At 57.6% G+C, this 24,397-nt stretch carries 21 protein-coding genes; 11 read left to right on the top strand and 10 right to left on the bottom strand.

From position 1 onward, the window contains the following. Positions 1-42 precede the first annotated feature (42 nt). The gene (locus tag IEX10_RS15995) at positions 43-1,056 is read right to left on the bottom strand and encodes a TRAP transporter substrate-binding protein (protein ID WP_188677617.1); all 1,014 of its coding nucleotides are present in this window, start codon (positions 1,054-1,056) and stop codon (positions 43-45) included. Positions 1,057-1,207: 151 nt separating this feature from the next. Between IEX10_RS15995 and IEX10_RS15990 the strand changes: the two genes are divergently transcribed. Continuing rightward, positions 1,208-2,098 (top strand): helix-turn-helix domain-containing protein, encoded by an 891-nt coding sequence (locus tag IEX10_RS15990; RefSeq protein WP_188677612.1) that lies wholly within the window; start codon positions 1,208-1,210, stop codon positions 2,096-2,098. A 21-nt stretch (positions 2,099-2,119) separates the two neighbouring features. Here the strand turns inward: IEX10_RS15990 and IEX10_RS15985 are convergent, their stop codons facing one another. Further along, positions 2,120-2,788, bottom strand: coding sequence for a TetR/AcrR family transcriptional regulator (locus tag IEX10_RS15985; RefSeq protein ID WP_229678595.1), 669 nt, complete (start codon positions 2,786-2,788; stop codon positions 2,120-2,122). A gap of 77 nt (positions 2,789-2,865) precedes the next feature. Here IEX10_RS15985 and IEX10_RS15980 point away from each other — a divergent pair, with 77 nt between their 5' ends. Genes IEX10_RS15980 through IEX10_RS15965 form a run of 4 tightly spaced genes read left to right on the top strand, consistent with a single transcriptional unit; the run spans position 2,866 to position 6,801 of the window. Beyond that, positions 2,866-4,206: a flavin-containing monooxygenase gene (locus tag IEX10_RS15980; RefSeq protein WP_229678594.1), complete on the top strand. Its 1,341-nt coding sequence runs from the start codon at positions 2,866-2,868 to the stop codon at positions 4,204-4,206. Then, positions 4,206-5,108: a bile acid:sodium symporter family protein gene (locus IEX10_RS15975; protein ID WP_188677609.1), complete on the top strand. Its 903-nt coding sequence runs from the start codon at positions 4,206-4,208 to the stop codon at positions 5,106-5,108. The genes IEX10_RS15980 and IEX10_RS15975 overlap by 1 nt, the downstream gene beginning before the upstream one ends. Next, positions 5,105-6,040 (top strand): SDR family oxidoreductase, encoded by a 936-nt coding sequence (locus IEX10_RS15970; protein WP_188677606.1) that lies wholly within the window; start codon positions 5,105-5,107, stop codon positions 6,038-6,040. Before IEX10_RS15975 ends, IEX10_RS15970 begins: the two co-directional genes overlap by 4 nt. Next, complete coding sequence (locus IEX10_RS15965; protein WP_188677602.1) at positions 6,037-6,801, top strand: SDR family NAD(P)-dependent oxidoreductase; 765 nt, start codon at positions 6,037-6,039, stop codon at positions 6,799-6,801. Before IEX10_RS15970 ends, IEX10_RS15965 begins: the two co-directional genes overlap by 4 nt. Before the next feature lie 6 nt (positions 6,802-6,807). On the opposite strand, the gene IEX10_RS15960 is transcribed toward IEX10_RS15965, so the two are convergent. The 8 genes from IEX10_RS15960 to IEX10_RS15925 form a co-directional block, all read right to left on the bottom strand. Then, on the bottom strand, positions 6,808-7,911 hold the full coding sequence (locus IEX10_RS15960; protein WP_188677599.1) for an NAD(P)/FAD-dependent oxidoreductase: 1,104 nt from the start codon (positions 7,909-7,911) through the stop codon (positions 6,808-6,810). Then, entirely contained in the window at positions 7,908-8,930 is a 1,023-nt protein-coding gene (locus IEX10_RS15955) for a histone deacetylase family protein (RefSeq protein WP_188677597.1), read from the bottom strand. The genes IEX10_RS15960 and IEX10_RS15955 overlap by 4 nt, the downstream gene beginning before the upstream one ends. Further along, a complete protein-coding gene (locus IEX10_RS15950) occupies positions 8,927-9,418 on the bottom strand; it encodes a GNAT family N-acetyltransferase (RefSeq protein WP_188677594.1) in 492 nt (163 codons plus the stop codon). Before IEX10_RS15950 ends, IEX10_RS15955 begins: the two co-directional genes overlap by 4 nt. Positions 9,419-9,438: 20 nt before the next feature. Then, the gene (locus IEX10_RS15945) at positions 9,439-10,767 is read right to left on the bottom strand and encodes an aminotransferase family protein (RefSeq protein ID WP_188677591.1); all 1,329 of its coding nucleotides are present in this window, start codon (positions 10,765-10,767) and stop codon (positions 9,439-9,441) included. Between the two features lies 1 nt (position 10,768). Then, positions 10,769-11,845: an ABC transporter ATP-binding protein gene (locus IEX10_RS15940; protein WP_188677588.1), complete on the bottom strand. Its 1,077-nt coding sequence runs from the start codon at positions 11,843-11,845 to the stop codon at positions 10,769-10,771. A gap of 92 nt (positions 11,846-11,937) precedes the next feature. Next, positions 11,938-13,104 (bottom strand): ABC transporter substrate-binding protein, encoded by a 1,167-nt coding sequence (locus IEX10_RS15935; RefSeq protein WP_188677585.1) that lies wholly within the window; start codon positions 13,102-13,104, stop codon positions 11,938-11,940. Positions 13,105-13,141: 37 nt separating this feature from the next. Beyond that, on the bottom strand, positions 13,142-13,933 hold the full coding sequence (locus IEX10_RS15930; protein ID WP_188677582.1) for an ABC transporter permease: 792 nt from the start codon (positions 13,931-13,933) through the stop codon (positions 13,142-13,144). Between the two features lies 1 nt (position 13,934). Beyond that, positions 13,935-14,807 carry an ABC transporter permease gene (locus IEX10_RS15925; protein ID WP_188677579.1) on the bottom strand — a complete coding sequence of 291 codons (873 nt, stop codon included), beginning with the start codon at positions 14,805-14,807 and terminating at the stop codon, positions 13,935-13,937. A 140-nt stretch (positions 14,808-14,947) separates the two neighbouring features. Between IEX10_RS15925 and IEX10_RS15920 the strand changes: the two genes are divergently transcribed. The 6 genes from IEX10_RS15920 to IEX10_RS15895 all read left to right on the top strand — a co-directional run bounded on the left by IEX10_RS15920 (position 14,948) and on the right by IEX10_RS15895 (position 24,394). Further along, entirely contained in the window at positions 14,948-15,913 is a 966-nt protein-coding gene (locus IEX10_RS15920) for a LysR family transcriptional regulator (protein ID WP_188677576.1), read from the top strand. Positions 15,914-16,257: 344 nt separating this feature from the next. Then, positions 16,258-17,205: a TAXI family TRAP transporter solute-binding subunit gene (locus IEX10_RS15915; RefSeq protein WP_373287543.1), complete on the top strand. Its 948-nt coding sequence runs from the start codon at positions 16,258-16,260 to the stop codon at positions 17,203-17,205. A gap of 126 nt (positions 17,206-17,331) precedes the next feature. Continuing rightward, the gene (locus IEX10_RS15910) at positions 17,332-20,106 is read left to right on the top strand and encodes a TRAP transporter permease (protein ID WP_188677571.1); all 2,775 of its coding nucleotides are present in this window, start codon (positions 17,332-17,334) and stop codon (positions 20,104-20,106) included. Positions 20,107-20,116: 10 nt separating this feature from the next. Further along, positions 20,117-20,548 (top strand): universal stress protein, encoded by a 432-nt coding sequence (locus tag IEX10_RS15905; protein WP_188677568.1) that lies wholly within the window; start codon positions 20,117-20,119, stop codon positions 20,546-20,548. Between the two features lie 68 nt (positions 20,549-20,616). Further along, positions 20,617-21,591, top strand: a complete 975-nt coding sequence (locus IEX10_RS15900; RefSeq protein ID WP_188677565.1) for a carbon-nitrogen hydrolase family protein — start codon at positions 20,617-20,619, stop codon at positions 21,589-21,591. Between the two features lie 61 nt (positions 21,592-21,652). Further along, positions 21,653-24,394: an aminotransferase class I/II-fold pyridoxal phosphate-dependent enzyme gene (locus IEX10_RS15895; protein ID WP_188677562.1), complete on the top strand. Its 2,742-nt coding sequence runs from the start codon at positions 21,653-21,655 to the stop codon at positions 24,392-24,394. The last annotated feature ends 3 nt before the right edge of the window (positions 24,395-24,397 follow it).

The raw sequence follows: 24,397 nt of genomic DNA, 5'->3' as shown, positions 1-24,397 counted from the left end.
ATCGGGCCCACCAGTGGCGGACCCGACCGGATTGATTAACGCTTACTTGTTGGCGTTGTAGGTTTCGATAAGGGCTTCGCCCTCATCGCCTGCGCGCTTGATATAGGCGGCAGTGGCTGGCGGTGTCATTTTTTCGGCAAAGGCTGTGCGCTCTTCTGCGGATGCTTCGCGGATGTTGATGTCGCTTTCGCCGATCACTTTCAGGGCCTCTGCCACGGCAGCGGCTTTGTGCTCTGTCAGGGCGGGGACGACTTCGTTGAATGTGTCCTGAATAACGGTTTTGTATTCATCTGGCAGGCTGTTCCACCACATCGGGTTGAACAATACCATGTCTTCCATCGCGCCGTGCTCGGACACAACAAGATAGTCCTGCACTTCGAAGAACTTCATGCGCTGGATGGTGTCGAGCGGGTTTTCCTGCCCGTCAACAACGCCGGTTTGCAGGGATGTATACAGCTCGCCAAAGGGCAGTGCGATGGCCGATGCGCCAAGGGCGTTGAACTGTTCGATCAGGATGTTGGAATCCATCACGCGGAACTTCTGGTCTGCAAAGGCCGCAATGTCATCCAGTGGCGCGTTGGAGGTGAAGTTCTTCATGCCGTTGGGCCACCAGGCAACGCCCACTACGCCGCGTTTGTCAAAGGACGCCAGCAGCGCATCGCCGAAGGGACCTTCGCGCAAGGCTTGTGCGGCGGCAGGATCGGCTGGCATCAGGTAAGGAATGTCCAGAACGGAAACGGCAGGGTTGAACCCGCCCAGAAACGCCGCCGGTGCAACAGTTGCTTCCAGCGTGCCAAGCTGCACACCTTCAGTCATTTGGCGCTGGTTGCCCAGTTGGGCCTGCGGGAAAATCTGGAATTCAACGGCACCGTTGGTGCGTTCCTTAACCAGTTCAGCAACTTTTTCCAGATGCACATGGCGGCTTTGCTGGGTTGATTCCAGATGGCCAATCCGCGCGGTGAAGTCTTGTGCAGCGACGGGTGCGGCGGATAGGGCCAGCGCCCCCAAAGCAAGCGCCCCCAAAGCGCGGCGGGTGAGATTTGTTTTAAACGTCATTGTGTTCTCCACTGTTAATTCTTGCTAAAGGACCGCAGCAATGTATCAAAGTCAAGACAATTCTCAAATTTGAGAATTTTCTGAATTTTGTCTACACAGATGGCAAAATCTGGACTAAACCCGATGAACCTAGCGTGGAAAAGCCCAGAACATGACATCTCAATATCAAATGATCTCGGACATTGGCAGACGGTTGAAGTCCTATAGACTGGGCGCCGGGCTTACGCCAGAGGAGGTTGCCGCAGCGACAGGAATCTCTCGTGCAGCGATTTACAGGTATGAATCGGGCCAGCCGATCCGCGTCGATGCGCTAGGGAAAATTGCAGATCTTCTGGATGTTTCGCTTGCCTCGCTGTTCGGGGTTGGATCGGAAAATATCCCTTCCGCGGTCACGTTCTTTGAGCGTTTGCGCCAGATTGAATCCGAAGCGGATCAGATCACGGTGCTTTTCGGGCCGGTGCCTTACCTGCTGACCACGGATGCTTATGACGAGATGTTACCCCAAGTCCTGCGCGAGAGTGTGCCGGAGAATGCTGCGAACCGCGACGGGCTGGAATCCTCTATCGCGCAACTGACCGAAATCCTGTTGCGGCGCAAAGAACAGTTTCGGGCGCGTAAGCCAAACCTGATCGGGTTGTTGTCTGCCTCCGAACTGGAGCAGTTCCTATCCTCGGGGTTTGTGGGGAACCTGCACAGCGGCCAGCCAGTGCCGCCGGAGCGTTACGAACTGGCCCGCGCAGAAATCCGTAACATCCAGTCCCTGATCGAGGAGCAACCCATCGGGATGCAGATCGGGATCGTTCAGGATTCCATGCCCAGCACGATCTTTCAAATCCTGCGCAAAGGCACCAGCGCACAGGTAGCCACAAGCCCGTTCCGGCTTGGCGCTTCGGCCAACGTGCGGATCGGGGTGGCGACGATCACAGCGGCAGAAGAATCCGTAAAGCTGCACCAGTCGGTGGCCGAACGGATCTGGCAGCAGAGCCTGAAGGGTCAGCAGGCAACTGATGTGTTGCAACGTATTCTGAAAGCCCAGTCATAAGGGTCAGATGTTAATGCTGGGTTAATCTTGCGCCAGCAGGGCGATAAACCCCGCACCGGCATAGTCAAACAGGCCGTCCGCCAGTTCCGCATCCTGTGCTGTCGGGGCATCGTTGGCCAGTGCAGTAATCCGCCAGCGCGATGTAACAAGGCCGAGCACGGCAGAGATGGTGAAAACAAACCCCTGCGCCACCGCAGCAGGGGGCGCTGTTGGAAAGCGCTGGATCAGGGCGGCAAGGAATTGCTGCGCGGTCGGGTCAAAATACTGCGCAGCGAGCGGCGCCCAGCGTTGATCCGACGACACCTGCGCCACAAGGCGGGCGTAGTTGCGCCATCCCTCATCATCGCGGGCGAGTTCGAGAAACGGATCAATAAAACCGTGTAAGATCGCCAGCACAGCATCATGTGGGGACAGGTCGGGCAGGAGAGGCCGCAGGCGGGTCAATTCGCCAATTCGCCGTTCCGCCAATGGGTCCGCGCGGCGGGCAATGATCGCTGCGAAGAAATCGGCCTTTGCCCCACCGTGATGGTTCACCAGCGCTGTTTGCACCGCCGCCGCCTTTGCGATGTCACGGATCGAGGCCCCGTCGAATCCCCGCTCTGCGAACAGATGTTCTGCACTGTCGAAAATCCGCTTTCGGGTTTCCAGAGACCGTTTTGACGGTGCTCTTTTTCTTTTGGTTTCATCCACTTCGGCACCTCTCTGAAAAATATCTTGCCTTATATTGAACGATTGTTCAATATAAAACGGAATTGAGGAGACATATTTTGGCAGAAGACGATTTGAATGCGACCGGCCCGCAAACCAAGGACAGTTATGCGCTGATCGGGGCGGGGCCGATGGGGTTGGCGATGGCAAAAACCCTGAAGGAGCAGGGCATAGCCTTTCACGGGTTTGAGCTGCACAAGGATGTGGGCGGGCTGTGGGACATCGATGCGCCGCTCTCTACGATGTATGACACCGCGCATCTGATTTCCTCCAAGACGATGACGGAATTTGCCGATTATCCGATGGCAGAGGAGGTGGCTGAATACCCCTCTCATCGCGACCTGCGTGACTATTTCCGCAGCTTTGCACAACATTTCGGAATTTATGAAGATTACACCTTCGGGGCTCGCGTGACGGGAGCCGAACCGCTCGGGCGCAGTGGAGAGGGCTGGCGCGTGACTTGGGAGGTGGGCGGACAAGAATACTCTGCAGAATTTGCGGGCGTCCTGATTGCCAATGGCACCCTGTCTGAACCGAATATGCCGGACTTCAAAGGCAATTTCGACGGAGAGCTGATCCACTCCAGCGCCTACCGAAATCCGACGCAATTTGCCGGAAAGCGGGTGCTGATCGTGGGGGCGGGCAATTCGGGTTGCGATATTGCGGTGGACGCGATCCATCACGGCAAATCCTGCGAACTGTCGATGCGGCGGGGCTATTATTTTGTGCCGAAATACGTGTTCGGCAAACCGGCTGACACGATGGGCGGCATGATCAAACTGCCCATGTGGTTAAAGCGTAAGGTGGACGGGGCGATCCTGAAATGGTTCGTCGGGGACCCGCAGAAATACGGCTTTCCGAAACCGGATTACGAACTGTATGAAAGCCACCCCATCGTTAATTCCCTGATCCTGTTTCACGCGGGCCACGGTGACATCAAAATCCGCGCTGATGTTGATCGGATGGACGGCAAAACGGTGCATTTCAAAGACGGCACGCAGGGCGAATATGACATGATCCTCGCTGCAACGGGGTATAAGCTGCACTATCCGTTTATCGACCATGCGCTGCTGAACTGGCGCGGATCGGCGCCCCATCTTTACCTGAACGCAATGCACCCCGAACGGGACGACCTTTTCGTTCTTGGCATGGTCGAAGCCTCTGGCTTGGGCTGGCAGGGACGCCACGAGCAGGCCGAGATGATCGCCCGTTATATCGCCGGATTGCGAAATGGCAGCGCTGAAGCCAAAGCCTTGCAGCAGAAAAAGGCGCAAGGGTTTGCGCGGGCCACGGGCGGGATGAACTACATCGATCTGCCGCGCATGGCCTATTACGTGGATAAGGCCACCTATCGCGGGGCCGTGAACACGCACATTAAAGCCCTGAAAGAGAGCGCGTGATGCAGGACCTTGATACTACAATGCTGAACTTCAGCCCCGGTAGCCTGATGTTATTAAACGCTATTCTGGCTGTCGTTATGTTTTCTATCGCGCTGGATTTGCGGCTGGATGATTTCCGCCGCGTGCTGGTGGCGCCAAAGGCGCTGGTAGTGGGGTTGGTCTCGCAGTTTTTGCTGCTGCCAGCGCTGACTTTTCTGCTGGTGCTGGCGACAACGCCGCGCCCCTCTATTGCTTTGGGGCTGATCCTTGTGGCGGCCTGTCCGGGGGGCAATATCTCAAACTTTATTACGCACCGTGCGGGCGGGAATGCGGCCCTGTCCGTGTCGATGACGGCGTTTGCCACGGTGGGGGCGGTGCTGTTAACGCCGCTTAACATCGCCTTTTGGGGCGGGCTTTACGCCCCGACCCGTGCTGTGTTGCAGGCCACGTCGATAGATCCGGTGCAGGTGGCGATTACGGTCACGTTGATGCTGCTGTTGCCATTGGTGCTGGGGATTGCGTTGAATACGCAGAAACCGGCCTTGGCAGCGCGGTTGCGCAAGCCGATGCAGCTGACCTCGATGGGGATATTCGTGGCCTTCATCGTGCTGGCGCTGGCGGCAAACTGGCACTTTTTCCTGCAATTTGCATGGCTCGTCGCAGGGCTGGTGGTGCTGCATAACGCACTGGCGCTGGGCGGCGGGTTTACCCTTGCAAGCGTTGCGCGGCTCAGCCCGTTTGACCGCCGCGCCATCACGATTGAAACAGGCATCCAGAACTCCGGCCTTGGTCTTGTGTTGATCTTCGGTTTCTTCGGGGGCTTGGGTGGGATGGCCGTCGTCGCCGCCTTCTGGGGCATCTGGCACGCAATTTCCGGCATCGCACTGGCCGCAGTCTTTAACCGGACCGAGGCCCAAAGATGAGCCGTATTTTGATCACGGGGGCGGCAGGGGCCGTCGGACAGGCACTGCTGGCGCAATTGCAGGGGGCGGGGCACGAGGTGATCGCGACCGACTTGCGCCAACCGGACCTGCCCGCCGAAGTGCGGTTTGAAAAGCTGGATGTGACGGGTGACGATCCGGACTACGTTATCGGGGCGATCCGGCCCGATACTGTGGTGCATCTGGCCTCTATCGTGTCGCCGCCCAAAGGATCGACGCGGGCGTTTGAATGCGACGTGGACGTAAACGGCAGCAAAAACGTGCTGGCAGCCTGCATCAAACACGGGGTTCGCCGGATTGTGGTGACATCCTCCGGCGCGGCTTATGGGTACCACGCGGACAATCCCGTCCCCTTGCGGGAAAGCGATCCGGTGCGCGGCAACGAAGCCTTCCCCTATGCCCATCACAAACGGCTGGTCGAAGAGATGCTGGCCCAGGCGCGACAGGACCACCCCGCTTTGGAACAAGTCGTTCTGCGGGTGGGGACTGTGCTTGGCGCGGGGCTGGAAAATCAGATTACGGCACTGTTTCATAAGCCGAAATTACTGATGCTGCGCGGGTATGACAGCCCCTTTGTCTTTATCTGGACGCAGGATCTGGCGCGTATTTTACTGCGTGCCGCGACCGATGGACCGGCGGGCATCTACAACGTGGCAGGGGACGGCGCGCTCGGGATACCCGAACTGGCTGCGCTATTGGGCAAGCCGGTGCGCGCGGTTCCAGCGGGGGTGGTGCAGGCCGCACTTGCGGTGGCCAAACCGCTCGGCCTGTCTCGCTACGGGCCCGAGCAGGTGCGGTTTTTGCAATTCCGTCCAGTGCTCGACAATACAGCGTTGAAACAGCAGTTCGGCTACACGCCCGAATTGTCCAGTCGAGAGGTGTTCGAACTTTGGAGAAAGGCGGCAAACCTGTGAAAACGGCAGTAATTACCGGCGGGGCCGGCGGTTTGGGGCAGGCGATGACGGCCGATTTGGTGGGGCAGGGATGGCAGGTCTATCTGCTTGATCTGCCAAGCGATCAGCTGGAGATGATGGCGCAAAAGGACGGTGTCACGGCACTGGCCTGTGATCTTTGCGACAGTGCAGCGCTGGACGCGGCGGCGGCGCAAATCCTTGCGCAAAGCCCTGCGATTGATTTGGTAGTCTATAACGCGGGGCTGACCCAGATTGGACCGTTTGAAACACAGGATATGGCCGCTCACCGCAAGCTGTTTGAGGTAAACTATTTCGCAGCCGTTTCCTGCGCCGGTCTGTTTTTACAGGCTGTCCGGCAGGCAACAGGCACCCATCTGGCGATGTCCTCGGTCGCCGGTTTCGCCCCTCTGACCCAACGCACCGCCTACGCCGCCAGCAAGCACGCGCTGGAAGGGTTCTTTAAATCCCTACGCTCTGAAGAGCGCGCGCATGGCGTGAAGGTTCAAATCGCAGCGCCATCTTTCGTTGGCACCAACATCGGGCGTGCAGACTCACAATCTGGCGGATTGGCCCGCCCCGGTTCGGCAACAGATGCGGTGGATGTGATGACGCCAGAAGATGCCAGCGCGGAAATCCTGCGCGGATTGTCAAAAGGCGCTGACATGATCCCTGTGGGCCGCGTTGCCAAACTGGCATGGTGGCTAAACCGCCTCGCCCCGCGTCGCTACCAAGCGCTGATGGAGCGTAACATCGGCGGGTGAAGGCACCTATCCCCGCGCAAAACGGGCGGGGGACAGAGCCTCCACGGTTGCCGTGTTCAGTTCTGGTGCCCGTCCCCTGCACAATGCCGCGCAAAGTGCGGCGAGGGCAGGGGCGGTTTGCACGCCGTAACCGCCTTGCCCTGCGAGCCAAAAGAAACCTTCCTGTGCGGGATCGAACCCGACAACCGGCGTGCGGTCGGGGGTAAAACTGCGCAGTCCGGCCCAACTGTGGCTGGGGCGGGTGACGGGCACTGTTACCGCCTGTTCGTAACGGTATAACCCTTCGGCGAGGACCATATCGTCGGGCCATGCGTCATGGGGGTGGGTCGGATCTTCATCCGCCGGTGATACCAGCAATTTGCCCGCATCCGGCTTGGCGTACCAGCTTTCGGTGACAGAAGCGAACAGCGGCCAGTGCTCTATGTCGTAATCCTTTGGCGCATCAAGCAGCACTGCTGAACGGCGCATCGGGGTTAATCCAACGGAGTGTGCTCCGGCCAGTTCGCCGATCTGATCCGCCCAAGCGCCCCCCGCGTTTACAATCAGGGAGGCGGAATAATCGCCTTCCTCTGTTGTTACCTGCCAGACGCCCTTGTTGCGGGACAATCCCCTGACGCGGCTACCCGTGACTGTTTTCCCTCCGCGCGATCGTAACAGCCGCACGTAGCCCTGTAGCATCCGGTCCACATCAATATCCTGCGCATCCGGCTCCAGAATGGCCGCCGCGATCCGCTCCTTGCGCAGGATGGGCACCAGTTCGACCGCCTGATCGGGGCGTAAATGTTCCAGACCGGTTGCCTCGCGGGCGTAGCTTTCCAGCTCCGGGATGTCCTCTTCACTGGCGATCAGCAATTCGCCGCGGGGGGACAAGAGACCTGTGTCGCTAATCCCTGCACCGCTTTGCAATACAGGGGCTGAGGCCGCATTCAGCGCCCGTAGCACTTCGTTGCCGTAGTTGCGGATGAAGATTGCGGCGGAGCGTCCGGTGGAGTGATAGCCAAGGTGCGGTTCGGCCTCAAGCAGCAGGACATCGGCGTGTTCTGCCAGATGGGCGGCGGCACTGGTGCCCGCGATACCGCCCCCGATCACGATGATTTCCGGCTGGGTCATGCGCCCTGAAACCCGTTCAACACGCTGGTCAGGTTCTCGCCCAGTTCATCGCAGAGATAGCCGCCTTCCTGTACTAGCAACGTGGGCAGGTTTAACCCCGCGATGGCGGCCCCGATCCGCCCGAAGCCTTCGGTGGTCACCGCCAGTCCTTTAAACGGATCGTCGATAAACGCATCAAGGCCAAGGGCGATCACCACCACATCCGCGCCGTAAGCCTGTACGCGGACAAGGGCTGTCTCCAGCGTTTTAAGGAAATCCGCGTCTTTTGTGCCCCTTTGTAAGGGAAGGTTAAGGTTATACCCCAGGCCGGCCCCTGCGCCCCGTTCATGGGCGTGGCCCCAGAAGAACGGGTAAAACCGCTCCGGATCAGCGTGGAGTGATACCGTCAGCACATCATCGCGGTTGTAAAAGATGCCCTGCGTGCCGTTGCCGTGGTGCACATCCACATCCAGAATGGCAGGCCGGAGCCCCTTCGCCCGCAGCCGTTCGGCAGCGATGGCCGAATTGTTCAGAAAGCAAAAGCCCCCCGCCAGATCGCCAAAGGCGTGATGGCCGGGCGGTCGTGACAGCACATAGGCCGATTGCCCGCCGCCGATCAGACTGTCCGCGCCAGTTATGGCCGCTTGCGCGGACCAATAGGCCGCCTCCCACGTGCCAGAGGCAATCGGGCAGGCGCTGTCTGCCTGATGGTAACCGGCTTGCCCAACGGCAGAGCGGGGGTAGCTGTCAGTCCGGTTGGCGGGATGGATGTTGGGGATGACCTCTTCCCCTGCACCATCAATATACTGCCAGCGTTTGTGGATGGTTTGCAGGAACGTCAGGTATTCCGGCGAATGGATCGCGGCTATCGGGCCGAGACCTGCATCGTCTGGCGCGTCAAAGCTGCACCCCGCAGCGGTTGCGCCGGAGTGAAGCATTTTGATCCGCTCGGGCTGTTCGGGATTTGGTAAAACGACCCCGTTGGCCATGAAATGCTTGGGATCATGATTCCACTGGCGATCATCGAAAAACGCTTTCATTTGCATCCTTTCAGGGTTTTAAACCCGCTTTTATCCAGAAACATAGTTGTCTCGGTGTCTTTTGGCACAAAGCCGAGCCTGTCGTAAAATTTGCGCGACTGAACGGACTGGTCGTACACAGAGAGCTTTAAGTATCCCGCGCCCCACCGCATTGCGGACCAGTCTGCCGCAGCCGCCAGTAAACGCCGCCCCAGTCCGGTGCCCCGCATGGTTTGCGCGACCCAAAGGTCGGAAACAAACGTGCCGGTGCTGGCCATCGACGTAGAAGTCACAGGCGAAAACATAATTGCCCCGTCCAGTGTGTCAGCCCCGCTTTGCGCGATCAGCGCATAAAAGGTGGGCACAGGGCCAAAGCCGGCCTGCTCCAGAAATTCCGGCGTGGCAGGATGGGGATCATTCAGTTCAGCCGACAGCGCCGCAAGAGCCGTATTCAACAGCGCCAGATCGGACCTTTCCGCAAGCCGGATGGTTTGGAGGGTCGAAAGCATAATTCTTTCCCGTCTAAGGGTCACAGGGTCGGGTTTTCAGCCATGAACTGTTGCATCGAACGCTCCAGTATTTCTGCAATTTCATCGAGTTGCGGTTCGTTCACGCTCATCGGTGGGCAGACGAGGAAGTGATCCCCCGACAAACCTCCCCGCGTGCGGCGGGAATAGATGATCAGACCGTTTTCATAGGCGATATCGACCAGTCTGGAATGGGCGTTCAGATCAACTGGAAGCGGCGCCTTGGTGTTGCGATCTGCCATCAGTTCAAACGCCAGCAACAACCCCTTGCCCCGCACATCGCCGATCACAGGATAACGCTGCATCAACGCTTGCAGGCGATCCGTCAGCGCATCACCCATCGCAGCGGCATTGCCGACAAGATCCTGACGTTCGATTTCTTCCAACACCGCCAGTCCGGCGGCGCAGGCCAGCGGATTTCCCGCATAGGTGTAGCCGTGGATAAAACCACCCGCGTCCAACACCGCCTCTACCATATCATTGCGCGCAATCATCGCGCCTAGGGGCACATATCCGGCACCGAACCCTTTCGACAGGGCGATCAGATCTGGCGCGACATCCCAATGTTCCGCGCCAAAGAAACGGCCAGTGCGTCCGCCGCCTGTCATTACCTCGTCGTGAATAAGCAACACGCCGTATTGATCGCAAATCTCGCGGATGCGCTGCATGTATCCGGCAGGGGGCACCAATGCGCCAGTGGATGCGCCGCCCACGGGTTCCACGATAAAGGCCAGCACGGTGGACGGCCCTTCTTCGAGGATTTTCTCCTCCAGCATATTGGCGTAATGCAGCCCCGTTGCCGGATCATCAGCGTCCATCCCGTCCAGATAGGCGCGGGGGGCGGGGATTTTCGGCATGGATTTCATCATCGGATCAAACGGGGCTGACATCGGCGCATATCCGGTGATCGCCAACGCGCCGAGCGTGGCACCGTGATAGCTCGGGTAACGGGAAATAACCTTATAGCGCTGGGCCTCGCCTTGGGTCAGCGCATATTGCCGTGCCATCTTTAACGCGGATTCTACCGCTTCTGACCCGCCAGAGACAAAGAACACGCGGTCCAGCCCTTCGGGTGTCAGGCCGGAAATCCTTGCCGCCAGCGCCTCACTCGGTTCGGTCTGGAAATGGAGGCGATAGCCGAAGGTGGATTTATCCATCTGCTCGCGCATGGCGGCCAGAACATTCGGGTTGGAATGGCCGATATTGCTGACCATCGCGCCGGATGATCCGTCGATATAGCGCTTGCCTGCGGTGTCCCACATATAGATGCCTTCCGCCTTTTGCAGGTCGGGGCGGGGCAGGCGGCTTTGATAAAACAGGTGGTTCGTCATGTCAGGCGTCTTTCAGGGGCAGGGCGCTGCATTCATCCGCAGCTAGGGTCAGGTTCACGGTGCTGCCCGCAGCAAAGGGACGGCCCGAAATCATGTTGATCGCTTGCAACTGTGTGTCGCCCACGCGCAGGAAATAGCGGGCAAGCTGGCCTTGGTAATCCACAGCCTCGATCACGGCTTGCGTGCTGTCTGGTGTGGCCGGACCATCGGACAGGAACAGTTTTTCAGCGCGCACCATCAATTGGCCGCGATCCCCATCCCCCAGCGTTGCCGCGCGGTTGGCGGGGACGACGGTTTTGCCAAATTCGGCGGTTTCCAGCGCCACGCCATTTGCATCGCGCCCGATAACGCGGGCTGGCAACAGATTGGACGCGCCAAGGAAGGACGCGACAAATTCGGACGCGGGGGTGTTATAAACCTCATCGGGATTGCCGATCTGTTCCACCCGTCCCGCGCTCATCACGACGATCTTGTCAGACATGGCGAGCGCTTCGGACTGGTCGTGGGTCACAAAAATGGTGGTCACGCCGATGCGGTCCTGAATGGCCTTCAGCTCCACCCGCATATCTTCGCGCAGGTTGGCATCAAGGGCGGACAACGGTTCATCAAGCAGCAGCACATCCGGTTCGATCACAATGGCACGCGCCAGCGCGATACGCTGTTGTTGCCCGCCAGACAGTTGTTGGGGGTAGCGGTACTCGACCCCTGGAAGGCGCACAATATCCAGGGATTCCCGCACCTTGCGCGTTACATCGGATTTCGGCACCCCACGGTATTTCAACCCGAAGGCAATGTTTTCCCCGATGGTGCGATGGGGAAACAGCGCGTAATTCTGAAACACCAGCCCCAGATTGCGCTTGTGGATCGGCACTTCGTTCACCCGATTGCCGCCGATCAGAATGTCACCGCTCGTCGGGTCGGCCAAACCGGAGATCATCCGCAGAATGGTGGTTTTGCCACAGCCGGACGGGCCGAGCAGTGTGGTGAAGGACGCGTCCTCGAACACGATATTGGCGTTGCGGACGGCTTTGACCGCGCCAAAGGATTTCTTGATGTCGACAAGTTCAACACGCGCCATAGGCAGGGGTTCCTAATTCAGACTTTATAGGGCAGGCGGGCCGCATCCTGTTGCGCCCCGCCGTTGTTGGGTATCGGATTGGCCTGTAGTAATCAGCCGCCCTTGGAGACACGGTTCCACTGTTTGGACTGGGCTTTCTCGACCTCATTCCAGACCACCGGATCGCGGAACACCAATTTGTCCAGCTTGCCTGTCGGATCATAAGCAGGAAGCGCCTTGATCGTGTCGGTCATCTCGACCTTGTTCGGGTCGAGCGAGGTCGGGTATTTCTGCCCCTCGGCCACGGCAATCGCGGTGGCTGGGTCAAGCATGAAGTTCAGCAGTTCCTCGGCCTCGGCCATCGGAGAGCCTTTCAACACGAACATGCTTTCCATCCACGCCAAACCGTTTGGCGGGTCCATATAGGCAATCGGGTGGCCTTGGGCTTGAAGTGCTGCGACACGGCCGGACCATGCTTCGGTGACGTAGATTTCCTCTTTCGCGAGAAGGTCCATCAATTCGGCACCGGATGACCAGTATTTCAGCACCAGATCGCGGTTTTCGCGGGCCTTGTCCCAAACCGCATCCCAATCCTCGATATTGTTCGGGTCCTGATTGGATTGCAGCGCCCCGTACCATGCACGGTTGGCCCAGTCGCCACCCCACGCGCCGATCTTGCCCTTCAGCTCCTTATCCAGCAGCAGGTTCGCGCCCAGTTCTTTGGCTTTCTCGGCAGAGACATGTTTGGTGTTATACGCGATACCCGTTGTGCCGTAGTCATAAGGAATGGCGGACAGGCTGTTTGGCGTGATTGCCTTGAACGGCGCGATGATCGCGTCCATCACGTTTTCCACATTGGGGATGTTGGCAAGGTTCAATTCGGACCCGTACCCCGCATCAACCCAGCGTTTGTACCAGCTGACGCCCGAGGAATGCAGGATGTTGTGACCATCCGTATTTCCTGCCGCTTTGATTTTGGTCAGCACCTCGGCCTCTCCGCCGAAAGTGGAATCCACCACCTTGTTGCCAGTGGCTTCTTGGTAAGGGTTAAAAGCATGTTTGCGCAGGGCTTCGGATACAACGCCGCCCCAGCCTTCAAAGTACAGCTCGGTTCCCGCGGCGCGGGCCTGCTGTGCCATTGCGGTCATGATGCCGCCGGACACACCGGCATACATCCCCGCAGCACCCAGCAGGCCAAAGAAGGAGCGGCGATCCATATCGCCATTGCCCATGCGTTCCTTCAGCATTTCGTACCGTTTTGTGCTATCTATCTTTTTCATAGTTTTCTCCTTGTTGGTTGGTTCTTATTGGTTTGGTTTATTTTGTGTTGCGCATGTAATACCGCGCCAGTGCCCCTGCCATCAGCGGCACGCCCACGGTGATGCAGATCATCACAAAGCCAAGCGCGTTGATTTCGGGGCTGACGGAATTGCGCAACATGCCGAAAATCTGGGTGGGAACGGTTTCCATCCCCGACGGACGCCAGAAAATGGTGGCGGTGATGTTGTCAAAGGAAATGGTAAAGGCAAACAACGCGCCTGCGAAAACGGCGGGCAGCATCAAAGGGAATGTCACGGCAAAAAAGGTTTGCAGCGGATTGGCCCCCAGACTGCGCGCCGCTTCTTCATAGTCGCGCCGGATGCCCGTCAGCCGTGCCTGCACCACCAGCACCACAAAGGGCAGGGCGATGATCGAATGGCCCAGCAGCAGCAGTCCGAACGAACGGGGCACATGCAGCCAGCGCATGAAGATCAGCAGACCCACCGCCAGCACAGTTTCAGGCACCAGCACAGGAGCGATCAGCACTGTCGTGATCAGGTCTTTGCCGCGAAACGAATACCGCACCAGTGCCAGTGCTGCCAGAATGCCCAGCGTCGTGGCAATAACGGCGGTACAGGCCCCAAGTATAACAGAGGTGCGCAGGGCGCGGATGATCGCTTCGTTTTCGGACAGTTTCACGAACCAGCGAAAGCTGAAGCCTTCAATCGGGAAGCCCCCAAACTGAGAGGAGTTGAACGCCAGCACCAGCACCACGGCGATGGGGGCGAACATAAAGAAGTAGACCAGAACGGTATAGGTTTTCAGCAGGGTCCAGACGCGCAGTTTCATGTTATTTAAACGCCTTTGACAGTTGGTTCAGCCCCATCAGGCGGCTGTAGACCACCACCACCAGTCCCAGCAGCAGCAGCAGCGTAAAGGACAGGGTTGCGCCCATTGGCCAGTTCAGTTCGGTTACGATGGCGTCATAGATCAGATTGCCAAACAGGAAATCGCTCGGCCCGCCAAGGATGAGGGGTGTCACGTAACTGCCCCCCGTTAATACAAAAACCAGCAGGCAGCCGGCGGCAAGACCGGGCAGGGACAGGGGCAGCGTCACTTCGCGGAAGGCCTGCCACGGGGTCGCGCCAAGGGTGCGGGCGGCGGGTTCCAGATTTCCGTCGATGCCTTCAAGGCTGACATAGATGTTCAGGATCATGTAAGGCAGAAAGACGTGGATGAAGCCGACGATCACCGTGAACTCGTTATACATCAGCGAAAGCGGTGCGTCGGTCAGGCCAAGCATCTGGAACAGCCCGTTCAGTGCCCCCTGATTGCCAAAGATGTGAATCCAGCTCAGCGTGCGAATGATGAAGCTGATCCAGAACGGCAAGATCAGCAACAGCAGCAGCAGCCACTTGTCGCGGAACTTGGTCATGGCAATGAAGTAGGCAGGGATATATCCCAGAACCGCCGCCAGCACCGTGACAATCACCGACAGCCGCAGCGTTTTCCAGATTGCAGTATGATAGTAGCCGTCGGTCGCCACCTCGGACCAGTTGCCAAATTGAAAGGCGACTTTATCCACGGCAAGGTCGAGGTTCTCGTAAAAGGAATAGACCAGAATAAAGGCCATCGGGATCACCACCAGAAGGGTGATGGCAACAAGGGAAGGGGACAGCAGCAACCAGGGCCGCTTGTCTATACTCTGATCGTTTGACGGCATTCCGGCCCCTGTTCCCTTAAGTCATGTTAACTATTGCACGGGGTCTTTGAATTGGGCAAATTGATATAAACCATAGATCGCATTGATTTGGTTAATGTGAGCGATGGCAGGGCAGCAGGGCGCTTAAAAGGACGGGGCAAATGACAGACCGTGGCGACGAGAAATTCGTGATAGGGTTGGACTGGAACCTGCTACGCACCTTCGTTGTAATCGTTGAGGAAGGCAGTATCACCCGCGCGGCCCATCGCCTGTTGCGGGGGCAACCATCGGTCAGTCTCGCGTTGCAGCGGTTGGAGCAGGAATTGAAGTGCCAGTTGATCGAACGCTCCAAGGGCAGTTTTCGCATGACGCGGGCAGGGCAGCGGCTCTACGATGAATGTATGGATATCTTTCGCAGCGTGTCGGGGCTGAAAGAGATTACCACAACGTCCAGCACGGAAATATCGGGCGAGATCACTATCCATCTGGCCAGCCATGTGATCACGTCACTGCTGGATGATCTGCTGACCGAAACGAAAACCCTGTATCCCAACGTCAGTTTCAACATCAAAACCGCCACCAGCGCTGTTGTCACCAGTTCGGTTCTGGACCGTCAGGCGAGTTTCGGCATCTGTCTGGTCAATCGCAAGCTGCCGGACCTCAGCTATGATTTGCTTTATCGGGAATACTTCAGCTTTTACTGTGGTCCGACCCATCCCCTTTTCGGTCGGCGTGACCTGACAATGGAGGATCTGCGTGGCCATGACATCGTAACCTTTGATACAGATGATCTGAACGACGCGCTGCGTCCTGTGGCACTGCTGCGCAAACAATGGGATATGGCGCAGCGGATTGTGGGACGGTCTTCACAATTAGAAGAAGTGCGCCGGATGATCCAATGCGGGCTGGGCATCGGGTCGCTGCCGATACACGTGCTGGAGCGGGATGTGCGGGACGGTTTGCTGTGGCGGTTGCCGCCCTATGACGACCCGCCGGAGGTGGATATCTACCTGCTGCGCAACCCGAAGAAGCGGCTCAATCGGGCGGAGCGGATATTCGTGGAACGGCTTTTAGAGCAGATTCGCACCCTTCCGCTGGCACAGCGCACCTATCCTGTTCCGGATTAACAAAACCGGCTTTTGCGGGCGTTGCAAGGGTGGCCAGCGACCAAACCATAGCGCGAAAATAAATGCAGTCAAGAAAGCAGCGATTGTCTTGTCTTCAAGTGACAACTTACTTGACAACAAAGGAAAACACTTACTAGCGTGATGAATGACAGGGGGGGGAAGAGAGGCAGATAAGCCTTTGTTTTTCCTGCTGGTGCTTGTTTGCGCTTCGCTTTAAGGAGAGCGCCGCAGCTTCGAAATACTGCTCGCACGAGAGCTGCCGCTTTGTGCCATTCGGACAATTTTTCCCTGCGCGAGCAGGGTTCGTTAACGTGAGCAAAAAAGAGGAGAACACTATGCGTTTCATGAAACATCTTGCTTTTGCAGGAGCGCTGCTTGCCGGTACTACCGGTCTGGCGCAAGAGAAATTCATCACCATCGGGACTGGCGGCCAAACCGGCGTTTACTTCGTCGTCGGTCAGTCGATTTGCCGTCTGGTAAACCGCACAACCGCTGAAACCAACCTGAAATGCACCGCGCCGTCGACAGGCGGTTCTATCGCGAACATCAATGCGATCATGGCGGGTGACATGGATATGGGCGTGGCCCAGTCCGACTGGCAATACCACGCCTACAACGGCACTTCCAAATTCGAAGGAAACCAGTTTTCCGACGAACGGGCAGTCTTTTCTGTCCACGGTGAGCCGTTCAACGTGATTGCACGTGCGGATTCCGGCATTAAGTCTTTTGCCGACCTGAAAGGCAAACGTGTTAACATCGGCAACCCTGGCTCCGGTCAACGGGCGACTATGGATGTTGTGATGGATGCGCTGGGTTGGACCAACGACGATTTCGCGCTGGCATCCGAATTGAAACCGGCTGAACAGGCTGCTGCGCTGGGCGACAACAAAGTAGATGCGATCATCTACACTGTTGGTCACCCGAACGGCTCCATTCAGGAAGCTGTCTCCACAGTGGACGCGGTTCTCGTTCCGGTTCAGGGTCCAGAAATCGACAAGCTGATCGCGGAAAACCCTTTCTACGCTGCTGCGACTATTCCGGGCGGCATGTACAAAGGTACGGACGCTGATGTGAACACATTCGGCGTTAAAGCGACCTTTGTGACATCTGCGAAAGTGGACGATGAGGTGGTTTATCAGGTTGTTAAAGCGGTCTTCGACAACTTCGACCGGTTCAAGCGTCTGCACCCTGCTTTCGAGAACCTCAAAGAAGAAGACATGATCAGCGCTGGTCTGTCTGCACCACTGCACCCTGGTGCTGAAAGATACTACAAAGAAAAAGGCTGGATGTAATCCGGCGGTCGTTCGCGGCCTTCTTTTAAGATAAAAAATGGTGCGGCGGCGCGCTGCCGCACCTGACCCGACGAAACAGAACAAAAGCCCGTATAAAAGGGCCATAGCGGGGAACAGGGGACATCCATGACCAATGATCCAAATCAACAGCAAGCCGCCGCAGTAGAGAACGCTGCAACCGGTGATCGGGGCGGGCTGACGCAGGCCGAGCTCGACGAACTGGTCGCCTCCTCAGATACGGGCGGACGGGGTGCAATCGGCCCTGTTGGCATCTTCCTGACCTGCGTGGCGCTGGCGTGGTCGCTGTTCCAGCTTTGGATCGCTTCGCCTATTCCGTTCATGGTGGGGTGGGGCGTGTTTAATGATACGGAAAGCCGCTCTATCCATCTGGCTTTTGCCATGTTCCTTGCGTTTGCAGCCTTTCCGGCCACCCGCTCCCGGTTTCAGATCGGGTTGGGGATTGTCGTGCCTGTGGTGCTCGCCTTTCTGTTTATGACAGGGGCCAAAGACGGCACGGTCACATGGTGGATCCCGATCGTCGCACTCGTTGTCGTCGCTGCCGTAGTGCTTGGCTCGCCCAAAGACCGTATTCCGGTTTGGGAATGGGGACTGGCGCTGGTGGGCGCTTTGGCGGCCCTCTATCTGTTTGTCTATTACCGTGAAATTTCGGGGCGCGTTGGTGCGCCTGTGCTTCAGGATTTTGTCGTCGCCGTGATCGGCTTGATGCTGCTTCTTGAGGCCACCCGCCGCGCGCTTGGTCCGGCATTGATGATCGTTGCCTCGGTCTTTCTGGTTTACACCGTGCTTGGCCCCCATATGCCGAGCATTATTTCCCACAAGGGCAACAGCCTGTCCGAGATCGTGAACCACCAGTGGATCACCACGGAAGGCGTCTTTGGTATCGCGCTCGGTGTTTCTACCAGCTTTGTGTTCTTGTTTGTTCTGTTCGGCTCCTTGCTGGATCGTGCGGGCGCGGGCAACTATTTCATCCAAGTCGCCTTTAGCTTGATGGGCCATATGAAAGGCGGACCGGCCAAAGCGGCTGTGGTGTCTTCGGCCATGACGGGCCTGATCTCGGGGTCCTCTATCGCCAATGTCGTGACCACGGGTACGTTTACCATCCCGCTGATGAAAAAGGTCGGCTTCAGTTCTGAAAAGGCTGGTGCGGTAGAGGTTGCCTCTTCGGTGAACGGTCAGATCATGCCACCCGTGATGGGCGCTGCGGCGTTCTTGATGGTGGAATACGTGGGTATTCCGTATTTTGACGTGGTGAAACACGCCTTCCTGCCTGCGGTGATTTCCTACATCGCGCTGGTTTACATCGTACATCTTGAAGCGCTGAAAGCCGGAATGGAGGGTCTGCCCCGCGCCTATACCCCCAAACCCATCGTACAACGTCTGATCGGCATGGCCTTCACCATTGCCGCGATCTGTGCGGTTTCCTTCATCGTTTACTACGGTATGGGCTGGATCAGACCGGCCTTCCCGCAAACGGCAGGCTATATCATTTTTGCCTTCCTCACTGCGGTTTACGTGGGGCTGCTTTACATCGCCTCCAAGGAAAAGCCGCTGGAACTGGACGACCCGAACGCGCCAGTGACGAGCCTGCCTCTGCCGGGGCCGACAATCCGCTCCGGCCTGCACTTTATCCTGCCGGTTGTGGTGCTGGTCTGGGCGCTGATGGTGGATCGCCTGTCACCCGGTCTGTCGGCGTTCTGGGCCACCGCCTATATGATCTTTATCCTGCTGACCCAGCGCCCGCTGACCGCAATGATGCGGGGGAACAGCGCCCTTGGTGCTGCGGTGCGCACTGGTGTTGCCGATCTGATCGATGGGCTGGAAACCGGCGCGCGCAATATGATCGGGATCGGCATTGCCACAGCTACGGCGGGTATTATCGTCGGTGCGGTTAGCCAGACCGGTGTCGGCTCTGCCCTTGCGGATGTGGTTGAGGTTCTGTCCGGCGGTAATATTCTTGCCATTCTGTTCCTCACCGCCATCCTGTCCCTGATCCTTGGCATGGGCCTGCCGACCACGGCGAACTATATTGTTGTGTCAGCACTTCTTGCACCGGTTATCGTGACGCTGGGCCAGCAAAACGGGCTGATCGTGCCGTTGATCGCGGTGCATTTGTTTGTGTTCTATTTCGGGATCATGGCCGATGTGACACCACCCGTGGGACTGGCAAGCTTTGCTGCCGCTGCTGTTTCGGGCGGTGATCCGATCCGCACCGGACTGGTTGCCTTCTTCTATTCGCTGCGCACAGCGGCGCTGCCGTTCCTGTTTATCTTCAACACCGAACTGCTGTTGATAGAGGTCACATGGGTGCAGGGCATATTCGTCTTTGTGGTGGCAACCATCGCCATGCTGCTGTTTGCAGCGGCGACCCAAGGCTGGTTCCTTGCCAAGAACCGGTTTTATGAAACCATCGCATTGTTGCTGGTGGCCTTCACCCTGTTCCGTCCGGGCTTCTGGATGGATATGGTCGCACCGCCTTATACCGAAGAAGCGCCGACTGAACTGGCGGCTGCCGCGCTCGCAACGCCAGCGGATGAGGATCTGCGCCTGCGGGTGGCCGGTGTCAACGATCTGGGCGATCCCATCGAATTTGTCGCCATCCTGCCTATTGGCGAAGGCGCGACAGGGGAGGAGCGGTTGGAAAGCTCCGGTCTGATTCTGCGCGAAGCGGACGGTAAAATGATGGTGGACGATGTGGTCTATGACAGCGCCGCCGCCAAGGCAGGGCTTGATTGGGACCAGACCGTTCTGCGGGTTCTGCGCCCTGTGGACCAGCCGAGCAAATACCTGATGTTCATCCCTGCGCTTTTGCTGTTGGGGCTGATCGTCTTCCTGCAACGGGGTCGCAACAGCCGCCCCGTTCGCAAACCGGCCACAGCCTGAGGAGAAAGAGATGTTCAACACGGTTCTTCTGACAATTGATCTGACGGATAAGGACTCTTGGGTGAAGGCGTTGCCACAAGCGATAGAGCTGGTCAGCAGCTCTGGCGGGGTGCTGCATATCATTTCGGTTGTGCCGGACATGGGCAGCCCGCTGGTGGAAGGGTTCTTTCCCGAAAACTTCGAAGAAAAGGCGGTGGCAGAAGCCAGCAAGGCGCTCGACAAATTGGTTCGCGCCGAAATTCCCAATGACGTAAAGGTGAAGCAGCACCTTGCATTTGGTAAAATCCACCGTAAAGTTCTTAAGACCATCGAAAAAATCAATTGTGATCTGGTGGTTATGGCGTCCCACAAACCCGATCGCCTACGAGAGTTTTTGGTGGGCTCCAATGCGGACAGGATCGTTAGCAGATCTCCTGTTTCCGTTCTGGTGGTGAGGGCTTAAGAGGAATGCAAAGCGGTGAACGACTCAATACAACAGAGCCGTCAGCGCAAGCACGGAGAGTATCCTCAATGACCCCATTCGCAATTGCCGGCGTGCAGATGCACGTCAATGCCCTTCAGCCAAATGTAGACGGAATGCTACAACGGCTTGATATTTTGATGGCACGGTTTCCCTGGACCCAAATGGTGTTGTTCAGCGAACTGGCGCCTTTCGGACCGCTGGAGCGCTACAAGCTGCCGCCCGAAAATGAAACCATCGACCGTTTCTGTGAAGCCGCGCGGCGTCACAAGGTCTGGCTTATTCCGGGCTCTATGTTTCTGACCTCGCCCCATGACGGGCAGGTTTATAATACCTCTTTGGTGATTGATCCCGATGGCAACGTGGTGCGCCGCTACGCCAAGATGTTCCCCTTCCTTCCCTATGAAGCAGGCGTGGCTGCAGGGACGGAATTCTGTGTGTTCGACGTGCCGGATGTGGGCCGCTTTGGCCTGTCGATCTGTTATGACATGTGGTTCCCCGAAACCACGCGCGAGCTGACTAGTCAGGGGGTTGAGGTGCTGTTGCATCCGGTCCTGACCGGCACCACCGACCGCGACGCCGAACTGGCGATTGCGCGGGCGACTGCGGCACAGTTCCAGTGTTATGTTTTTGACGTGAACGGTCTGGGCGCTGGCGGGGTTGGCAAATCCTGCGTCGTCGATCCGACATCCCTCGTCCTGCACCAGTCCGCAGGGCAGGAAGACATGTTCCCGATCGAGGTGGACCTGTCGATGGTCCGCCGCCAGCGTGAAACCGGCATGAAGGGGCTTGGGCAAGTGCTCAAAAGCTTCCGCGACCGCTCCGTTGATTTTTCCGTCTATGACCGCACCAGTGGCACAGATGCGTTTCTAAATACACTCGGTCCGCTGGAGGTGCCACAGCAAGGCTCCCGCGCGGGTCTGCATGTGGATGTTCCGGCGGATGCCGAAGCCGAGATACAGGGTCAAAATCTTGCGACCGACGTTGGGCATGTGCCCTTTGTAGGTGGCAAACCAAGCGGCTGATACCGGGATTAGCACTGCTACATGTGTTGTCGGTTGAAGCCTTTAAGAAGGAGAGCAACCGATGGATTCTGTCAGCGAGTATTATTCCGCGACCCAACTGCGCACAGACAGATGGGCCGCCCTGCGTTCCGCGACTGTTGCGCTCAGCCGGGAGACCTCCAGAGCAAAAAACAGGGCCTATCGCGCCGAAATTCAGGAGCTGTTTCAGGCCCTCTCGCGGATTGAGCCCTATTGGGCCTTTCCCGGCATGTCCGCTTTCGTCCATATGCGCCGCCAGTTTGAAAACGGCAATTTTGAAGATGTGGCCTTTTCCGTCACTCGCGTCACCCGTGCCCTGACCACAGGCTCCTATAGGCGCCGCAGTATCCCGCTGGAACGGGACAGTATGGACGAAGAAGAAAACAACGACGAGGCGCTGCTGTCCCCCGAAGCGCGGGCAATGGCGCGGCCCTATTTCGAAGTTCTGATCGTTGATAATGTGAATGACCAGCAGGAACGCTGGATCAAGAGCAACATGGATCGGATGCGACGGATCGAGGACCCGTTCCACTATGAAGCGGTGGTGGTGCCCAGTCTGGAAGACGCCCTGATCGCGGTGCTGTTCAATCACAACATTCAGGCCATTGTCGCGCGCCCCGGCCTGACGCTTCGCTCCAAGAATGAAAACGAGATCCTGCAAAAATATCTGACCTATCTGGGCAGTAACGAGGATCTCGACAATATGCTGCCCGAAAACTACGGGGCAGAGCTGTGTCGCCTGATCCAGAAAGTCCGCCCCGAACTGGACGCCTATCTTGTGACCGAACGCTCGGTCGAAGAAATCGCGGGGCTGGATCTGGGGATTTGCCGGCGGGTTTTCTACAATCAGGAAGACTTTATGGAACTGCACCTCAATATCCTGCGCGGGGTTGAGGCACGCAATAAATCGCCGTTTTTCACAGCGTTGGTAGAGTATTCCAAACAGCCGACCGGTGTTTTTCACGCCATGCCGATCAGCCGTGGTAAATCCATCAGCCGGTCCCACTGGATTCAGGACATGGGCGCGTTTTACGGGCCGAACATTTTTCTGGCGGAAACCTCTGCGACGTCTGGCGGGTTGGACAGCTTGCTGGAACCCAGTGGTCCGATCAAACGGGCGCAAGAACTGGCAAGCCGCGCCTTTGGTTCAAAGCAGACTTTCTTTGCCACCAACGGCACCTCGACGTGTAACAAAATCGTGGTGCAGGCGCTCGTACGTCCCGGTGACATTGTGCTGGTGGATCGGGATTGCCACAAATCCCATCACTACGGAATGGTGCTGGCTGGGGCGGAGGTGGTCTATCTCGACAGCTATCCGCTGAATGAATACTCCATGTATGGTGCCGTCCCTCTGCGCGAAATCAAGCACCAGCTTCTGGCGCTTAAGGCGGCGGGCAAGCTGGATCGCGTACGCATGTTGCTGCTGACCAACTGTACCTTTGACGGGCTGGTCTACAACGTGCAGCGCGTCATGGAAGAATGTCTGGCGATCAAGCCGGATCTTGTGTTCCTCTGGGACGAGGCGTGGTTCGCCTTTGCCCGTTTCAGCCCGACCTATCGTCAACGCACAGCCATGCGATCAGCCAATAATCTGCGCAAGCAACTTCGCTCTGACAAACACATTGCGGCCTATGATGCGCAGCAACAGCAACTGGAAGACGCGACCGAGGAAGACCTGCTTGATGTGCGGCTGATCCCGCCACCGACTGCGCGGGTCAGGGCCTATGCCACGCAATCCACCCATAAAACCCTGACGTCCCTACGGCAGGGGTCGATGATCCACGTCAACGATCAGGACTTCAAGGGCGAGGTCGAGCAAAGCTTTCATGAAGCCTACATGACCCACACGTCCACATCCCCCAACTACCAGATCATCGCATCCCTTGATGTGGGGCGACGGCAGGTGGAACTGGAAGGGTTTGAATTTGTCCAGCGCCAGATAGAGGCCGCAATGGCCCTGCGCCGCGCCATCAGCAGCCATCCCCTTTTGCAGAAATACTTCAAGGTGTTAACGGCTGGGGACATGATCCCTGACAGCTATCGCCAAAGCGGTGTCAGCACCTATTTTGATACCGAACAGGGCTGGACCGACATGTGGGAGTGTTGGGAAAGGGACGATTTCGTTCTGGATGCAACCCGCGTCACACTGGCTGTGGGGGGCACCGGATGGGACGGGGATACGTTCAAGAATCAGGTTTTGATGGATAAATACGGCATCCAGATCAACAAAACCTCCCGCAATACCGTGTTATTTATGACCAATATCGGCACCACGCGATCCTCGGTCGCTTATCTGATCGAAGTGCTGGTGGAAATCGCGAACGAGCTGGACGACCTGCTGGACGATGCGTCGAAAATGGAGCGTCTATCCTTTGATCGGCGCGTGGCAAACCTGACGGAAAATTATCCGCCGCTGCCTGATTTCAGCCGCTTCCATGATGCTTTCCGCCCTGACGATCTGACACCGGAAGGGGATATTCGCAGTGCGTATTACCTGAGCTACGATGAAAAAAACTGTGATTATTTGGAACTGAACGGTTCGTTGAAACAGGCGATGGAGGAAGGACGGGAACTAGTCTCGGCCAGTTTCATCATTCCCTATCCCCCCGGCTTTCCGATCCTTGTTCCCGGACAAGTGATCAGCCGCGAAATCCTCGACTTTATGCGCGCGCTCGACGTGAATGAAATCCACGGCTACCGCGCCGATCTGGGGCTTCGTGTCTTTACCCAAGACGCGCTTAACGCCCTGAACAAAGACAAATCCATTAAAACCGCAGCCGAATAATAA

The sequence above is a fragment of the Neptunicoccus cionae genome (assembly GCF_014643735.1).
Lineage (GTDB): Bacteria > Pseudomonadota > Alphaproteobacteria > Rhodobacterales > Rhodobacteraceae > Amylibacter > Amylibacter cionae.
The sequence above is the reverse complement of the archived record's forward strand: the minus strand, read 5'-3'. Positions and strand labels throughout refer to the sequence as shown.

Coding starts and splice junctions, on each gene's coding strand:
- IEX10_RS15995 (WP_188677617.1), bottom strand. CDS start 1,056: ATGACGTTTAAAACAAATCTCACCCGCCGCGCTTTGGGGGCGCTTGCT.
- IEX10_RS15990 (WP_188677612.1), top strand. CDS start 1,208: ATGACATCTCAATATCAAATGATCTCGGACATTGGCAGACGGTTGAAG.
- IEX10_RS15975 (WP_188677609.1), top strand. CDS start 4,206: ATGCAGGACCTTGATACTACAATGCTGAACTTCAGCCCCGGTAGCCTG.
- IEX10_RS15970 (WP_188677606.1), top strand. CDS start 5,105: ATGAGCCGTATTTTGATCACGGGGGCGGCAGGGGCCGTCGGACAGGCA.
- IEX10_RS15960 (WP_188677599.1), bottom strand. CDS start 7,911: ATGACCCAGCCGGAAATCATCGTGATCGGGGGCGGTATCGCGGGCACC.
- IEX10_RS15955 (WP_188677597.1), bottom strand. CDS start 8,930: ATGAAAGCGTTTTTCGATGATCGCCAGTGGAATCATGATCCCAAGCAT.
- IEX10_RS15950 (WP_188677594.1), bottom strand. CDS start 9,418: ATGCTTTCGACCCTCCAAACCATCCGGCTTGCGGAAAGGTCCGATCTG.
- IEX10_RS15945 (WP_188677591.1), bottom strand. CDS start 10,767: ATGACGAACCACCTGTTTTATCAAAGCCGCCTGCCCCGCCCCGACCTG.
- IEX10_RS15940 (WP_188677588.1), bottom strand. CDS start 11,845: ATGGCGCGTGTTGAACTTGTCGACATCAAGAAATCCTTTGGCGCGGTC.
- IEX10_RS15935 (WP_188677585.1), bottom strand. CDS start 13,104: ATGAAAAAGATAGATAGCACAAAACGGTACGAAATGCTGAAGGAACGC.
- IEX10_RS15930 (WP_188677582.1), bottom strand. CDS start 13,933: ATGAAACTGCGCGTCTGGACCCTGCTGAAAACCTATACCGTTCTGGTC.
- IEX10_RS15925 (WP_188677579.1), bottom strand. CDS start 14,807: ATGCCGTCAAACGATCAGAGTATAGACAAGCGGCCCTGGTTGCTGCTG.
- IEX10_RS15920 (WP_188677576.1), top strand. CDS start 14,948: ATGACAGACCGTGGCGACGAGAAATTCGTGATAGGGTTGGACTGGAAC.
- IEX10_RS15915 (WP_373287543.1), top strand. CDS start 16,258: ATGAAACATCTTGCTTTTGCAGGAGCGCTGCTTGCCGGTACTACCGGT.
- IEX10_RS15910 (WP_188677571.1), top strand. CDS start 17,332: ATGACCAATGATCCAAATCAACAGCAAGCCGCCGCAGTAGAGAACGCT.
- IEX10_RS15905 (WP_188677568.1), top strand. CDS start 20,117: ATGTTCAACACGGTTCTTCTGACAATTGATCTGACGGATAAGGACTCT.
- IEX10_RS15900 (WP_188677565.1), top strand. CDS start 20,617: ATGACCCCATTCGCAATTGCCGGCGTGCAGATGCACGTCAATGCCCTT.
- IEX10_RS15895 (WP_188677562.1), top strand. CDS start 21,653: ATGGATTCTGTCAGCGAGTATTATTCCGCGACCCAACTGCGCACAGAC.